14 protein-coding genes are annotated in these 15,227 nt (G+C 52.4%); 6 read left to right on the top strand and 8 right to left on the bottom strand.

The window, feature by feature from the left end:
• Positions 1-52: 52 nt before the first annotated feature.
• The 3 genes from L1D43_RS05745 to nagZ all read right to left on the bottom strand — a co-directional run bounded on the left by L1D43_RS05745 (position 53) and on the right by nagZ (position 2,494).
• The gene (locus L1D43_RS05745) at positions 53-322 is read right to left on the bottom strand and encodes an acylphosphatase (protein ID WP_011865427.1); all 270 of its coding nucleotides are present in this window, start codon (positions 320-322) and stop codon (positions 53-55) included.
• A 540-nt stretch (positions 323-862) separates the two neighbouring features.
• Positions 863-1,405 carry an alpha/beta hydrolase YcfP gene (gene ycfP, locus L1D43_RS05740; RefSeq protein WP_239850275.1) on the bottom strand — a complete coding sequence of 181 codons (543 nt, stop codon included), beginning with the start codon at positions 1,403-1,405 and terminating at the stop codon, positions 863-865.
• Between the two features lie 75 nt (positions 1,406-1,480).
• Positions 1,481-2,494: a beta-N-acetylhexosaminidase gene (gene nagZ / locus L1D43_RS05735; protein ID WP_239850274.1), complete on the bottom strand. Its 1,014-nt coding sequence runs from the start codon at positions 2,492-2,494 to the stop codon at positions 1,481-1,483.
• A gap of 358 nt (positions 2,495-2,852) precedes the next feature.
• Here nagZ and L1D43_RS05730 point away from each other — a divergent pair, with 358 nt between their 5' ends.
• A complete protein-coding gene (locus L1D43_RS05730) occupies positions 2,853-4,229 on the top strand; it encodes an L-serine ammonia-lyase (RefSeq protein ID WP_041511572.1) in 1,377 nt (458 codons plus the stop codon).
• A 93-nt stretch (positions 4,230-4,322) separates the two neighbouring features.
• On the opposite strand, the gene cysB is transcribed toward L1D43_RS05730, so the two are convergent.
• Positions 4,323-5,297: an HTH-type transcriptional regulator CysB gene (gene cysB / locus L1D43_RS05725; RefSeq protein WP_239850273.1), complete on the bottom strand. Its 975-nt coding sequence runs from the start codon at positions 5,295-5,297 to the stop codon at positions 4,323-4,325.
• Between the two features lie 239 nt (positions 5,298-5,536).
• On the opposite strand from cysB, the gene L1D43_RS05720 reads away from it, so the two are divergent.
• Positions 5,537-6,313: a hypothetical protein gene (locus tag L1D43_RS05720; RefSeq protein ID WP_239850272.1), complete on the top strand. Its 777-nt coding sequence runs from the start codon at positions 5,537-5,539 to the stop codon at positions 6,311-6,313.
• A 79-nt stretch (positions 6,314-6,392) separates the two neighbouring features.
• Here the strand turns inward: L1D43_RS05720 and pdxH are convergent, their stop codons facing one another.
• From pdxH to speA, 4 genes are all read right to left on the bottom strand, one after another.
• Positions 6,393-7,049 carry a pyridoxamine 5'-phosphate oxidase gene (pdxH, locus tag L1D43_RS05715; RefSeq protein WP_239850271.1) on the bottom strand — a complete coding sequence of 219 codons (657 nt, stop codon included), beginning with the start codon at positions 7,047-7,049 and terminating at the stop codon, positions 6,393-6,395.
• 27 nt (positions 7,050-7,076) lie between these two features.
• Positions 7,077-8,000, bottom strand: coding sequence for an agmatinase (speB, locus tag L1D43_RS05710; protein ID WP_239850270.1), 924 nt, complete (start codon positions 7,998-8,000; stop codon positions 7,077-7,079).
• Between the two features lie 27 nt (positions 8,001-8,027).
• Positions 8,028-8,948, bottom strand: a complete 921-nt coding sequence (locus tag L1D43_RS05705; RefSeq protein WP_239850269.1) for an S-adenosylmethionine decarboxylase proenzyme — start codon at positions 8,946-8,948, stop codon at positions 8,028-8,030.
• A 77-nt stretch (positions 8,949-9,025) separates the two neighbouring features.
• Positions 9,026-10,939 carry a biosynthetic arginine decarboxylase gene (gene speA, locus L1D43_RS05700; protein ID WP_239850268.1) on the bottom strand — a complete coding sequence of 638 codons (1,914 nt, stop codon included), beginning with the start codon at positions 10,937-10,939 and terminating at the stop codon, positions 9,026-9,028.
• A 548-nt stretch (positions 10,940-11,487) separates the two neighbouring features.
• On the opposite strand from speA, the gene L1D43_RS05695 reads away from it, so the two are divergent.
• The 4 genes from L1D43_RS05695 to L1D43_RS05680 all read left to right on the top strand — a co-directional run bounded on the left by L1D43_RS05695 (position 11,488) and on the right by L1D43_RS05680 (position 14,903).
• Positions 11,488-12,321: a S1-like domain-containing RNA-binding protein gene (locus tag L1D43_RS05695; RefSeq protein WP_239850267.1), complete on the top strand. Its 834-nt coding sequence runs from the start codon at positions 11,488-11,490 to the stop codon at positions 12,319-12,321.
• Positions 12,322-12,421: 100 nt separating this feature from the next.
• Positions 12,422-13,090, top strand: a complete 669-nt coding sequence (locus tag L1D43_RS05690; protein ID WP_239850266.1) for a DUF480 domain-containing protein — start codon at positions 12,422-12,424, stop codon at positions 13,088-13,090.
• A gap of 56 nt (positions 13,091-13,146) precedes the next feature.
• A complete protein-coding gene (locus L1D43_RS05685; RefSeq protein WP_239850265.1) occupies positions 13,147-14,001 on the top strand; it encodes an ABC transporter permease subunit in 855 nt (284 codons plus the stop codon).
• Positions 13,998-14,903 (top strand): ABC transporter ATP-binding protein, encoded by a 906-nt coding sequence (locus L1D43_RS05680; RefSeq protein WP_239850264.1) that lies wholly within the window; start codon positions 13,998-14,000, stop codon positions 14,901-14,903. Before L1D43_RS05685 ends, L1D43_RS05680 begins: the two co-directional genes overlap by 4 nt.
• Positions 14,904-15,227: the final 324 nt, after the last annotated feature.

Genomic DNA, 15,227 nt, shown 5'->3' with positions numbered 1-15,227 from the left:
TACCTCATCCTGTACTAAGGTCTATTAGTCACCGAGTGGGCAGCGACTCACCTCAATAGACAGAAAAATCGAGGTAGATCTCATCTGCCTCGTCTTCCTCCACCAGCACATTGTCCACCACAGACTGGGGGGATCCCTGCTCACTCCAGGCGATAAAACGATCGACAGCTAAGCCGCCTCCCTGCAATAAAATCAGTACCCTGCCATCTTCCAGGTTTTTGGCATATCCCGTCAGCCCCAATTCATTGGCCTTCAGCTGACTGTATCGCCTGAAACATACGCCCTGAACCTTTCCCGATATTGTCAATAATACCCGCTTCATCTGCGCCTCGTTCTTCTTATCGATCTAACCCTTTGAAGATAACCTAAACTTGGTGGATGGGCAAAAAATAGACAAAAAAAACAGCTAACTAATAAAGTGGTTAGCTGCATCGGGCGACATACGCAAACTGGGAAAAGGTCGTTAAGACCATCATGTAGCAATATGTATCACTTTGTATCACAAAATGGATAAGCTATGCTAGATTTGAATAACAAAATTTGTTGACCACTTACGCTCAGCAATGGGCTAAATTCAGGATATTCAACCATTTTTTATCATTTAATCGCCATAAGCCCCTGAAAAATGGTACTCTCTATGACTCGAAAAATACCGGCATTTTCCCTCTTAAACCAACAAGGCTTAGGGAAGGCGACTTGACCCTGAGCCACTTATCCCAAAACCTCTATGCCAGCTAAGCCAATTAAGCCAGCATCAACAGCCAAGCGGCTTGACGCATAATCACTCAGCCTGCCTCTGTGTTGTCAGTATGGTTCGCCCATAAAAAAGGAGCCTGCAGGCTCCTTTTTGGACTAAACATTGTTACTGCCGCTCTTTAAAGGCCTTTATCTCGCCAAGGTGCGCCGCCAGCGATGGAAACTTGTGGCGCTGCTCCTCATCCCAAACGATGGGATAGAAAGGCGCTAAGGTACTGGCCACCGCTTGGTTGTCATGCACCTCATCCTGGCGGGACAAGATACACATGCCACGGCCCTTATGCTTCTCCCTAAACTGACTGACACACTTGTTAGCGATATCGGCATACTCCTCGGGCCTGTCTATCTTGCCGAGCATATTGTCTTCCGGATGCAGGTTGGGATTGATCATCACGGTTTTGAGCCCATTGAGAAAACCGATGCGCTCGGCCCAATAGCCACCGAGACCGACGCCTATCGCCAGGGGCGCGGGATCATCACTCTGGTTCAGCTGACGACTCACCTCGTTCAATAGATACTGCATATCATATTTGGGGTGGAGCGTGCTGTAGCTCACCAGACGCACGTCAGGATCGACAAACTGCAGCTGGCGCATTTTTTCATGATTACCCGGACTGGTGGCGTCAAAACCGTGGAAATAGAGGATCATCCTGTTACCTGCTAACTGTAAGTGAATATTAACTTTAGCTAACTCATCATTGCCTGTTGTTGCGCTACATCAAATTTAGCCCATACAGATCTGCTCTGCTATGCTTCTTGCCGCCAGATAACGAGATTCATCCTCTAACGCCTTGGCGACCTGAGGCCTATTAGCCAGTAGTTTACGCGCCGGCACCTGTGGACCCTGCTCTGGCCACTCGAACGAGGTTAACAGCTCGCTGACTCCCTGGCTGTCGTTACACAGCAATATCATGTCACAACCAGCCTCTATGGCCGCCTTTGCCCGCTCGGGATAGCCGCCGACCACGCCGGCGCCCTTCATGCCAAGGTCGTCTGAAAAGATCACCCCATCGAATTTCAACTCTTCGCGCAGCACCTTCTTGAGCCAATAGGATGAGAAGCCCGCCGGATTAGCATCCACCTTAGGGTAGATCACGTGAGCCGGCATCACCCCCTGCAGTCTCTTAACCCCCATGAGGTGTTGAAATGGCACCATATCCAGGGCGCGGATCTCGGCTTCGCTGCGCTCATCGACCGGCTTGGCGATGTGAGAATCTGCCGCCACGCTGCCATGGCCGGGGAAGTGTTTGCCCACCGCCGCCATCCCGGCATCCTGCATCCCTTGAATGAAGGCGTCGGCCAAGGCGATCACCTCATCAGTTTTATCGCTAAAGGCCCGGGTGCCTATCACCTGACTGATGCCGTTCAGATCCAGCACAGGCGCGAAACTTAAATCGATATCACAACTCAGTAGCTCGACGGCCATGAGGAAGCCAAGCTCGGTCGCCCACTCCTTGGCCAATGGAAGATCTTGCTTGGCTGCCGGCAATATGTCGCCCATCGCGGGGATCTTACTAAAGCCGTCGATAAATCTTTGTACCCGGCCTCCCTCATGGTCTACTGCGATAAGCAGTTCGGGTCTTAGGGCACGCACGGAGGCCACCAAGGCGCAGAGCTGGTCGCGATCTTGGTAGTTGCGGGAAAACAATATCAGCCCACCGACCATGGGATGCATCAACTGCGCTTGCTCCTGCGCATTCATCTCGGTGGATAATAAATCCATCATTAAATAACTCACAACTCCCCCTAGAAAAACTGTTAAATCAGTTTAATTGACGCTAACGCTAAACAAACACTCAGAAAGGCGAAATCACCTAAGTTTTTGTATACAATTGATAAAACCACAAATCATCGAGCAGCTCTCCTCAAGCCTCCGCGGTTAGCAATAGTATGCCTAATGCGAAACTTTTTCTTGAAAAAAACTAATGCGAAAGCTGCGACTAAAGTATGGGATACTTAATAATTGACGATCTTAATGTGCTCGCAAGATTAGCACAACGGGGCCACATTAACGCCCCCTCAGGCATGAATAAATAAATTGGCCTAAAATCACTGAGATTGCATAACGAAAATAATGATTACAACAGGGTTTTATAATGATTAGCGTTTTTGACATGTTTAAAATTGGTATCGGGCCCTCAAGCTCCCATACCGTTGGCCCGATGAAAGCGGGTAATGTCTTCATTCAAGATTTAGAAAAACATGGTCATCTAGCAGACACAGATGAGCTGAGATCAGAGCTGTTTGGCTCACTCGGCCAAACCGGTAAGGGCCACGGCACAGGCAAGGCGGTGATCTTAGGCCTGATGGGCGAAGCCCCTGAAACCGTGGATACCGACAAAATCGACGCCACCCTGGCGCAGGTACACGACACACAAACCTTAACCATGCCCAACAACAAGGTGGTGCGCTTCAGCCGTGAAGATGGCATCACCTACCACAGACGCAAGAGTCTGCCGGCCCACGCCAACGCCATGACCCTTTACGCCTATGCCAAGGGAAACTGTATCTACCAGCGCACCTACTACTCTGTTGGTGGTGGCTTCATCTTAGATGAGGATGAGATCCAGGCGCAGGATGCCTCGCCCGCCTCTCCTATCGAAGCGGCGCCCTATGACTTTAACAGCGCGGCCGAGCTGCTGGACATGTGCGTCGAGAACGGTCTGAGTATCTCTGCGCTGATGATGGAGAACGAGCTGTCTATCGCCAGCGAGAAGGACATCAAGGAGCGCCTGTGGACCATCTGGCAGACCATGAAGACCTGTGTCGAGCGTGGCTATCAGAAGGAGGGCATACTCCCTGGCGGCCTGAAACTCAGACGCCGGGCACCGGCGCTGTATCGACGCCTTAAGGCCGAGAGCAAGACGGTGGTTGATCCGCTGACCGCCATGGATTGGGTCGATCTGTTTGCCCTGGCGGTTAACGAACAAAACGCCGCCGGCGATCGCGTGGTGACGGCACCGACCAACGGCGCCGCCGGCATCATTCCGGCCGTGCTCTGCTATTACGATACCTTCGTTCAAGAGGTGGATCTGGATATCTGTTGCCAATACCTGCTGACCGCGGCCGCCATTGGCATCCTCTATAAGAAGAACGCCTCAATCTCGGGGGCCGAAGTGGGCTGTCAGGGCGAAGTGGGCGTGGCTTGTTCCATGGCCGCCGCTGCACTCACTGAGATAATGGGTGGCACAGTAGAGCATGTGGAAAACGCCGCCGAGATCGGCATGGAGCACAACCTGGGCCTCACCTGCGACCCTGTTGGCGGCCTAGTTCAGGTGCCTTGCATCGAGCGTAATGCCATGGGCGCGGTAAAGGCAATTAACGCCTCACGCCTAGCGATGCGCGGCGACGGCAACCACAAGGTCTCCCTGGATAAGGTGATCAAGACCATGATGGATACCGGCAAAGATATGCGCAGCAAGTACAAGGAAACCGCTAAGGGCGGCCTGGCCGTTAACATAGTCGAGTGTTAATCGGCAATGAATGAAACATAAAAAAACTCGCCCTAGGGCGAGTTTTTTTATGGCTAAACATCTGCTTATCTTAGTTAAGCTCAAACGCTCGCCTTAACGGATCGGCAGCTCCACATCCGCAAACAGGTTCTCGATAAGCTGAGGGTCTCTTAACGCCACCGCCTTCTCCACAATATCCTTGGTCAGATGCGGCGCGAAATGCTCGATAAACTCATACATATAATTACGCAGGAAATTGCCCTTCCTAAAGCCAATCTTAGTAGTGCTGTGGGCAAACAGATGGCTGGCATCTATGGCCACCAGATCTTTGTCTATCACAGGATCGATCGCCATGGAGGCGATCACCCCAACCCCTAAGCCCAACCTGACATAGGTCTTGAGCACATCGGCACTGGTGGCGGTAAACACCACCCTAGGGTCGATACCGGCGCGGTTGAAGGCCTTCTCGATTTCTGATTCTCTATCGAAGCCAAACACATAGGTGACTAGCGGGAAACGGCCCAAGTCTTCGATGCTGATCTGAGTGCGTGAGGCCAAAGGATGATCTTTGGTGACCACTATGGAGCGATTCCAGTGATAGCATGGCAACATGATGAGATCCGTATACAGATGCATCCCTTCTGTTGCGATGGCAAAGTCAGCATCGCCCCGCGCCGCCAGCTCGCTTATTTGCGAAGGCGTCCCCTGATGCATATGCAGGTTTACCTTGGGATAGCGGTCGATAAAGGCGCGGATGATCCCCGGCAAGGCATATCGCGCCTGAGTATCAGTGGTGGCTATGTTGAGCTCACCCTGATCCGGCTTGGTATATTCTTCGGCAACCTTCTTGATGCTCTCCACCTTGCCCAGTATGTCGTTGGCAATATTGATCACCTGCTGACCGGCCGGTGTCACATGGGTTAGATGCTTACCGCTACGGCCAAAGATCTGGATGCCCAGCTCATCTTCAAGCATGCGCACCTGTTTACTGATCCCAGGCTGAGAGGTGTAAAGGTTCTCAGCGGTCGCCGACACGTTAAGGTTGTGATTCACCACTTCGGCAATGTATCTGAGTTGTTGCAGCTTCATCGTCTTTCCTTTGCAAAGGTCGGTCTCTTAGTGAGCGCCACGGCCTGAAATCGGTACCCTAATCATAAGAGTTACTATAATAATTAGTTATAGTACAGGCGAAAAATTAAATCAAAGGGGAATATAGCATAGAGGTGAGATGAATCACACGACATAACGATAAAGCTAGTCTAAGATAACTATGCTAGCGTGTTGATTTATAGTAGCATTAATGGAATTGCATAAAAATTGGTAGATCTATGATTTTTACTTTGGTTCTGATCCTCATCGGTGCATTGTTGCTATTGGTTATTGGCATCAATGTCATCCAACAACAAAAAGAACGTGCCGAGGCCGAGCGAAGAACAGAATTAGCCAGACAAAGAGCCATCATCGATGAAACCGAAAACGTGCTTTCATGCACAGGAATGTTTCCCTGCTCTACCAATCTGGTGCTCATCCTCTATAAGCGAGTACAAGACGCCTTAAGCCAGTCTGTCACCTTAGGCGGCCCTCAGGCGGCCGACTACCAGCGTCGTCTCACCGATCTTACTGGCCAGATAGAGAACCTGAACAACGCCCAGAAACAGACCCCAGCCATAGAGAGCTTTCGCCTGCCGGACACAGACAAACAGATCCTGGATCTGGTTAAGGTGTTAAAGAAACTCAAGGCCATCTTGCGCGCCGAACACAACAAGGGCAAGGTCGACCCTAACGTTTTCGCCCAGGAAGAGGCTCGTGTAGATAGCCTGCAGCTGAGGATCAATGTAGATTCTATGTTGTCCCGCGCCCGCACCGCCTGCTTCATGAAGCAATATGGTTCCTCCAAGCAGATGGTAACCAAGGCATTGGCGACCCTGCACACCATTAAGGCGCTGACGCCAAACGATCCTTTTATCACCAAGAAGGTGGATGAAGCCAAGTTGCTCCTCGATGAGATCATGGGAGCGCAGAAGATGGCCCAGCCTAATGCCCCACAACAGAAGAGCGAAGAAGACGATATCGATGTGCTGTTCCAGCCGAAGAAGAAATGGTAACCACAGGCATCACTTAAAACAAAAAACCACCGCAAGCGGTGGTTTTTTATTATTAAAGCATCTCTTTAACGAAAAACACTTAAGGCGCCAGACGGTCGATATTCCAGCCACTATCCAGGCGGCTAGCGTCTTGACGCGTATAGAGAAAGCGATCGTGCAGTCGATATTCACCGCCCTGCCAGAACTCTATGCTGCTGGGCCGCACACGATAACCACCCCAGAACTTAGGCAGTGGCACCTCACCCTGGCTGAACTTGGCCTTCATCTCGGCAAACTTGCTTTCAAGCGCCTGACGCGCAGAGATCTTACTGGATTGTTTAGACACCCAGGCAGCGATCTGACTCTCCTTGGGACGCGTAACGAAGTACTTAAGCACCTCGGTGGTGGAGAGCTGCTCCGCCACGCCCGTTACCGCCACCTGACGCTCTAGGGCGTGCCAGGGAAACAGCAGGCTCACCTTGTTGTTGTGCGCTATCTGCTCCGCCTTGCGACTGGCCAGGTTAGTGAAAAACACAAAGCCATCGTCATCGAAGCGTTTTAGCAGCACGATGCGCTGGAACGGTTGACCTTCGGCATCGACGGTCGCCACCGACATGGCGGTGGGATCCGGCAGGATCTCAGCATCACGGATCTGCTCTATCCACTTCTCAAACAACACCATGGGATTGTCGGGCAGCTCCTCTCGGTGCAGCCCGCCCAGGGTGTATTCTCGTCTAATATCACTTAAGTTCGACATCTGCTTCCTTACCCTGTCCCGTTTGGTTTACTTCTTATGGGCACAAGCCCAAACGTGTAGCATCTCCAGGCCTAACGTCGCGCCGGCTAATGCGGTGATCTCGGCGCTGTCATAGGCTGGCGCCACCTCTACCACATCCATGCCCACCACGTTCATGCCGCGCAGACCGCGAATGATCTTCATCGCCTTGTCGCTGGTGAGGCCACCACATACAGGCGTACCCGTACCCGGCGCGAAGGCTGGATCCAGACAGTCAATGTCGAAGGTGACGTACAAAGGCATGTCGCCGACACGGTCTTTAATCTGGGCGACAATCTCATCGGCGCTTAGCTCGTTGGCCGCGGCGGCGTCGATCACCTTAAACAGGTGGCTTGGCTTATCATACTCGGTACGGATCCCCACCTGCACAGAGTGAGAGGCATCGATGATCCCTTCATTAGGCGCGTGGAAAAACATGGTGCCATGGTCGTACTTACTACCCTGGCTATAGGTGTCTGTGTGGGCATCGAAATGCAGCAGCGCCATCTTGCCATGCTTCTTGTAGTGGGCACGTAGTAGCGGCAGGGTCACAAAGTGATCGCCACCGAAGCTGAGTAGTGCCTTACCAGAGTCGAGAATGGCCGTCGCAAAGTCTTCGACGCGCTGGGTAAAATCGGCAGCATCGCCACAATCGAATACCAGATCGCCCGCATCGACCATTTTAAGGTGATCGGACAACTTAAAATCCCAAGGCCAACGGCACTCTTCCCAGGCCAGGTTTACCGAGGCTTGACGTATGGCACCAGGGCCCATACGACCACCCGAGCGGCCCGTAGTCGCCATATCAAACGGCAATCCCAATACCACCACATCGGCATCGCTCTCGAGCGGTTTAAAGTCTAGTGGCTGTCTTAAATAACCAAATGCATTTGAGTAAAGCGAGTAATCAGGCTTATCTGCAATAGTGGTCATATATGCTCCAAATCATAGAAGTAAAGATCACAACGTAACGGGCAACAACTGCTCACAATCACGCTGTTTATAGTGTTTTATATATAAGCCTTGACCATCTACCAAGGCAAGTTCGCCGCGAGCCTGCAGACTATACTGCTCGGGGCAATATCCTGGCTCCTCGGCCTCAAATCCTGCAATGTCCCAGCTGAGCGGATTCAAGCGCTTGAGTAACTCAACTACTATACCGTCAAGACCGGCGCCGAGCGACAAATTCGTTTCAAGACTCACATAGGAACTCGTCTCTTGGGGGGTAATGTGCAGGGTGAAATAGTCCTCACCGCGCAGGGCATTGAGCGAATAGCCAAGGGGCGAAAACAGGTGCGCATCTAAATCAAACCCAGACAAGAGCCGGGATAAATTCAGTCTGCTGGCGATCGCTTGAGTCGATTGCTTATCGCTGAGCAGAAAGTCGGCCACATCGCCGCGAATATGGTACATCTGCACCACTTGCACGGGCTTGAGCCGCGCCATTTTTCCCGAAAAGAACAGTTGATGATAATGACCATCCAAATGGCCGATACGATAGGCATTGCCCCTTAGCATGCCACTCAGACGGGCGATATCTTCCTCGAAGCGACTGCTCTGCAAGGCGGGTAAGATCTCGCTCTTACGCTGAAAACTCAGACTGGCAAGTTGCTTGCCACCGAATGAATCGACCAGAAACAGTACCGTCTCGATAAGTCGGGTGTTGCCACAGGTGATGAGCACCAGGCTATCGTGCCAGACGAACAGGCTGGATTCGCTGAGCAGGTATGCGTCGCATTGCTCACTGCTTAGCTTAGAGAGGATCTCTGTATCACTCTTTAAAAGGGCGCGGCGCCAATAGGCATCGCCCAAGGCCCTGAGCGACGGATAACCCGGCGCCAGCGTCAGCGATAAGCGCTTCTCCGCCCCTTCAAAATACATCTACCCGCTCCTCATCGTCTTAAAGGATCCCGGCATAAATCAGCCGAGATCCCAGGCGAAACAGGCTAGCCTGCCAATCAGGAAAAATCTTCCAGATAGGTGTAGCCCTTCAGTCCAATCTGCAGCTCTTCAAGAATGTTGGCCCGCTCATCTTCCTGAATGTGCAGGTTCACCAACTCCTCATAAGTACGCATGAAAGAGACGGCATCCAGGTTAACGTAGCGCAGCACGTCGGCAACCGTATCACCGGCCAGTACCGATTCGATATTCACCAGGCCATCATCGTCTAACCTGACCACGGCCGAGTTAGTGTCACCGAACAGGTTGTGCATATCGCCAAGGATCTCCTGATAGGCACCCACCAGGAAGAAACCGATAAGGTATGGGCTCTCTGCACTCCAGGCCGGAACCGGCAGCGTGGTTTCGATACCCTGACCATCGACGTACTGATCCACAGTACCGTCTGAGTCACAGGTGATGTCCAGCATTACGGCGCGGCGCTCGGGCGCCTTATCCAGACCGCTTAGTGGCATCACAGGGAACACCTGATCGATACCCCAGGCATCGGGCAGCGACTGGAACAGCGAGAAGTTGACGAAGAACTTGTCCGCCAGCTTCTCGTTGAGCTCGTCGATCACCGGACGGTGGAAACGATACTTGCCGCTCATCACGCCCTTGAGCTCGTAACAGACGCGCAGGTTCATCTGCTCCGCCCAAGCTCTGTCGGACAGGCTCATCTGCCCTAGCGCAAACAGTGAGTGCACCTCGGCCAGATCGCTCTGTACGTCATGGTAGATCTCGATCAGGGCGCGTTGATCGGCGCGGCCACTCACCTCACCCCATGAATCCCACATGTTCTTCAGTTGCTGCGGTGCCTCTTCGTCCGGCGCCTGCAGATCTTCAGGCTTATAGGCCTCGGTGCCAATCACATCTGTGATCAACACGGCGTGGTGCGCCGTGAGATAGCGACCAGACTCAGAGATGAGACGCGGCATAGGCTGATCGTACTCGCGGCACATATCATTCAGCACGCTGACGATGTTATTGGCGTATTCGGTCAGGCCATAGTTCATCGAGTTGCTGCTCTGGCTACGGGTACCGTCATAGTCCACCGCCAGGCCACCACCCACGTCGAAGCACTTAACGTTAGCGCCCATCTTCTGCAGTTCACAATAGAAACGTCCTGCCTCACTCACACCGCTACGGATATCGCGAATGTTGGCGATTTGCGAGCCCAGGTGGAAGTGCAGCAGCTGCAGGCTGTCGAGCATGTCCTGCGCTTTGAGGGAGTCGATAACGTTCAGCACCTGAGCCGCAGACAGACCAAATTTAGACTTCTCACCGCCACTGGCTTGCCACTTGCCCTTGCCCTGGAAGGCCAGACGCACACGCAGACCAAGACGCGGAGTCACGCCCAGCTTCTTGGCTTCTTCGAGGACGACCTTTAGCTCTGAGAGCTTCTCCAGCACGATATAGACCTGGTGACCCAGTTTTTCGCCGATTAGCGCCAGGCGAATATATTCCACATCTTTGTAGCCATTACAGATGATCACCGAGCTGGCCTTCTGCGCCATGGCGAGTACCGCCATCAGCTCAGGCTTACTACCGGCCTCTAGGCCAAGCTGCGGCACCTCTTTAGAGACCTGGCTCGCCAGGATCTCTTCGACCACAGTTTGCTGTTGGTTCACCTTGATGGGATAGACAAGCAGATAATCTGACTGATAGTCATAACGGGTGATCGCCTGATTGAAGGCGTTACACAGGCTATTGACTCTGTGATGCAGGATCTGCGGGAAGCGCACCAATACAGGCAAGGCCACGCCGGATTTGACCATATCCTTAGCGAGTTCATTTAACCCTATAGTGTGCTCAGGATGATTAGGATCCGGGGACACCGTCACCTCACCGGCCTCGCTTATGCCGTAGAGCCCAGAGCTCCAGTAATTAACGTTATAACCAACATAAGCATCTTTAATAGACCAATTACTCATATTCTCTCAACCTGTCTATTTACATTCATATTCGGCAGCTGCTTTGTCTGCCAACACATTAATGTTACTTACTATCGCACCTATCAGGTAAATAAGCCGCAACATCAACACCGTTTTTGGGTGTCAGATATCGAAGTTATCCTTCGAGTCCCCGCCATATTAGTTAACTCAATTTATACTTGTCTAAAGTAAAAAAAGGCGCGCAATTAAACCCCTGAATTTAACTAAATGCAAGTATCATTATCACATTAATTTATTACAAGGTTTTTTGCATTCAAACACGCGCCCAGACTGCCTTTTATCCCTTACGGGTGTTCAGCGTTTTTTACAGTAAATGCCGTCTTCAGCCCGCTAGCGTTAGGTTATCGACTGGACCACCTAACGAGATTCCACTCGGCCCAGCATTCGAGTCGAAAGCCTTCATCCACCGCTTGGCCGAAATTAATGTCATTTACGCCAGAATAAACAACTTAGGCTAAAGCATCTTGGCAAGATTTCCACTATAATCGCCACATTTAACGTCTAAGCCATTAGCTATAGAGAACCAGATGATAGAGATAGGAAAACGCTGCACCTTAGAGATCGTCAAACGCGTCGATTTTGGTGTGTACTTAAATGCCCATGAATTCGGCCAGGTATTACTGCCTAATAAGGTTGCCCCACAAGGCTGCGAGATAGGCGACAGCGTCGAGGTTTTTCTCTATCTGGACTCTGAAGATATGGTGATCGCCACCACCAAACGCCCCAAGGCGCAGGTGGGCCAGTTTGCCTACCTTAAGGCGGTCGCGACCGGTCCTTACGGCGCCTTCCTAGACTGGGGCCTGGATAAAGATCTGATGTTGCCCTTTGGTGAGCAGCACAGGGAGATCGAGGTGGGACGCTCCTATCTGGTCTATGTCTATGTCAACAGCGCCGACGACCGTATCGTCGCCTCATCTAAGATAGACAAGTTCCTCGATAAAACGCCGCCACCATATAAGAACGGCCAAGAGGTGAGCCTCATCATCGCCGGTACGACAGATCTTGGTTACAAGGCCATCGTAGATAACACCCACTGGGGCGTGCTCTATAAGAATGAGGTGTATCAGCCCCTCAGATTTGGCCAGCGTATCAAAGGCTTCATCAAGCGGGTCAGAAGTGACGACAAGATAGATCTGATTTTGCAGCGCGGCGCCAAAGAAGAGTTGGACAAGCACGCCACCGCTATCTTGATGAAACTCAACCAGGCTGGCGGCTTCCTGCCCCTGACCGACAAGACGGATGCCGAGGTGATCTACGCCGAGCTCGCCATGAGCAAGAAGGCCTTCAAGAAGAGTATCGGCGGCCTCTACAAGCGCCAGCAGATCGCCATCGAAGCCGACGGTATCCGCCTGACTGAATAGAAGTTAAGCAGCAAAGGTTACCAAGCCTCTGATTGTCTTTGCATAAAAGCATGGCTCTGTTATAACAGGGCTATGCTTTTTTTATCCGAGTACCTAAATCATGAAACTCACCTCCCATGAAGCACGTGTGATCGGTTGTCTGCTGGAAAAAGAAAAAACCACGCCAGAGCAATATCCCCTCTCCCTGAACGGGCTCACCCTGGCCTGTAATCAAAAATCGAGCCGCGAGCCTGTGATGAATTTGTCGGAGTCTGATACCCAGGCCGCACTGGATTCATTGGCGAAGAAACGCCTGGTGGCCGAGCAGAGTGGTTTCGGCTCTCGAGTCGTCAAATACAAGCATAGATTTTGCAATACCGAGTTTAGCGATCTCCAGCTGAGCGAAGATAAGGTCGCGATAATCTGTCTACTCCTGTTGAGAGGACCGCAGACCGCAGGTGAGCTAAGAACTCGTAGCAACCGGCTACACGCCTTTAGCGATGTCAGTCAGGTCGAGCAAGCCCTCACTAGCCTGTCTCAGATGGAGCCCCCCTTGGTGCGCCAGCTTGCCAGAGAGCCGGGCAAGCGGGAGTCACGCTTCATCGAACTCTTCAGCGAAGTCGATGAGCAACTAGCGACTCAGTCAGCCCCTCAAGCTGTGCCTCAAGCCTCGCCAGGGCAAGGGATTATGCCGCCGCCAAACGATGAGCTTGTCGGTCGCGTCGCGCAACTCGAGCAGGAAGTCGCCGAGCTAAAACAACAAGTTGCCGAACTCTTAGGTAAAATTTAACAACAATCTGAAACATTTAGACAAACAGATGAGTGTTAGGCTGAGCCTTTAACCATATGATAAAGGAATCATCTTTGGATAATCTTACTCCACGCAGTTCATGGAACGCAGCCTCGGTATTGGCCAGGTTCGAACTGAAAAAAATTCTCTTTAGCACCCGAGGCGTGATAGGCCTGGCCACCTTCGCGCTAACCTGGTTCCTCATCCTCTGGTACCCCATCAGGCAGGCTTCTATCTATCTGTTTTCACCAGACTTTAAAAACTTACTCGAGGGCGTATTTGGTGCCGCTAATGTGGGCGAGTTGCTCTCATGGGACGTGGCCGAGATGGCCATTTTATGGGTCGCCGCCCTTTACTTGTTCCCCATCTTCAGCCTGTTTGTCGGAGCCGATCAGTTTGCCTCCGACAAGGCCAGGGGCAGCTTCCGCTTCCTCACCCTAAGAGTCAGCCGCGACACCCTGTTCTTCGGTCGGGTAACGGGTTACTTGTTGATCCAGGCGATACTGCTCATCCTCACCCTGATGGCGACCATACTTCTGGTGGCCTATCGCGACACGGCTTTAGTGTGGACCGCCATGGGTTCAGGCGCCTTAGTGTTTATCAATATCATGATAGTGCTGACCCCCTTTACCGCCATGATGGCTATCCTGTCACTGCACGCCAATTCGGCCAGACAGGCCAGCATCTATGCGGTGTTGATTTTAGCCGGCAGCACCATAGTCAACGGCATCATCTCCTATTATCTGCCTGGGCTCAGCAATATTCTGCAGTGGCTAGTGCCCGGTGCCCAGCTCGATATGATGATTAATACCAAAGGCCTGAGCAGCTTAGCCGTGGCAGCGATTCCTCTGCTTCAGGCCGGTGTACTCCTGCTATTAGGAAGAAGTTATATGGCGAGGATCGCACTATGAAGCTAATCACCTGCAAGTCGCTGAGCAAGCAGTTCGGCAGTAAACATGCACTCACGGATATCAACCTGGAACTCGATGCTGGCCAGCCTATCGCCCTGGTTGGCCCCAATGGTGCGGGCAAGACCACGCTGTTTTCACTGCTGTGTGGCTATATTCGCCCGACACAGGGCGCAGTTGAGATCTTAGGGCATGCGCCTGGCGGCTCGGCGCTGTTAGGCAAGGTGGCCGCCCTGCCCCAGGATGCACGGCTCGATCCTAACCTTACCATTGCCGCCCAACTGGAGCTATTTGCCCAGCTGCAGGGCTTTAACGCTGCTGCCGCGCGGCAGGAATGCCAGCGAGTATTGGCCTTAGTGGATTTGGCCGATGTCGCCCCGCAAAAGCCCTCTTCCCTGAGCCATGGTATGAGCAAGCGCGTCTCGATTGCTCAGGCCCTGATCGGCTCCCCCGAGCTGGTACTGCTCGATGAGCCGACCGCTGGGCTGGATCCCGCCAACGCCAAGGCGATACGCGAATTGGTACGTGCTCAGGTAGGCAAGACCACCTTCGTCATCAGTTCACACAACCTGGCGGAGCTGGAGAAGCTGTGTGACAAGGTGCTCTATCTGGATAAAGGCGTGCTGAATCAATCTATCTCGATTCAGGACGAGCTGGCCGACGAATATCTGACCCTGACTATGCAGAGCTGCGATGACGAGGCGCTGATGGCGGCGCTAGAGTCGCTGCCTCAGGTCATATCGGTGAAATCCAGTCAGAGCAAGGAGTTTGTGATCCACTATCAGGTCACGGCAGGCTTCGCACTGGAAACCGAGCTATTCGCCCTCTTCAATCGCCAGGACTGGCGCTACCGTGCCATTCAACGTGGCCGCACTCTGGAAGACAAGCTGTTCTCACAGACTTAATTACGTAATACTTAGGGCACGGCGCCTATGCCGTGCCCGCTCACCAACTAGCTTCTCCGCTTAGACTGACCGCCTCTACTCTTTAACTCTCAACTCTCTAACTCTTTACTCTTTCCGTCTCTCACTCACTCTTTTACCCTAGCCTCCCAATGCTGGAACCGGGGGCCGAAACTTGTAGCTGGCGCCAGAGGCTGAAACCTGAGGCTGGCAACGAAAACTGGTAACGAATCCTCGACTCGCATCGTAAATTCGCGGAAGCGAAAATCAAGCATGAAAGATAAGCCGTGAATTAGGCTTCAAGAATGGGCTTTGCGGGAAATTGCA

Source organism: Shewanella sp. Isolate8 (assembly GCF_022398495.1).
In the GTDB taxonomy this organism is placed as follows: Bacteria; Pseudomonadota; Gammaproteobacteria; order Enterobacterales; family Shewanellaceae; genus Shewanella; species Shewanella aquimarina.
The sequence above is the reverse complement of the archived record's forward strand: the minus strand, read 5'-3'. Positions and strand labels throughout refer to the sequence as shown.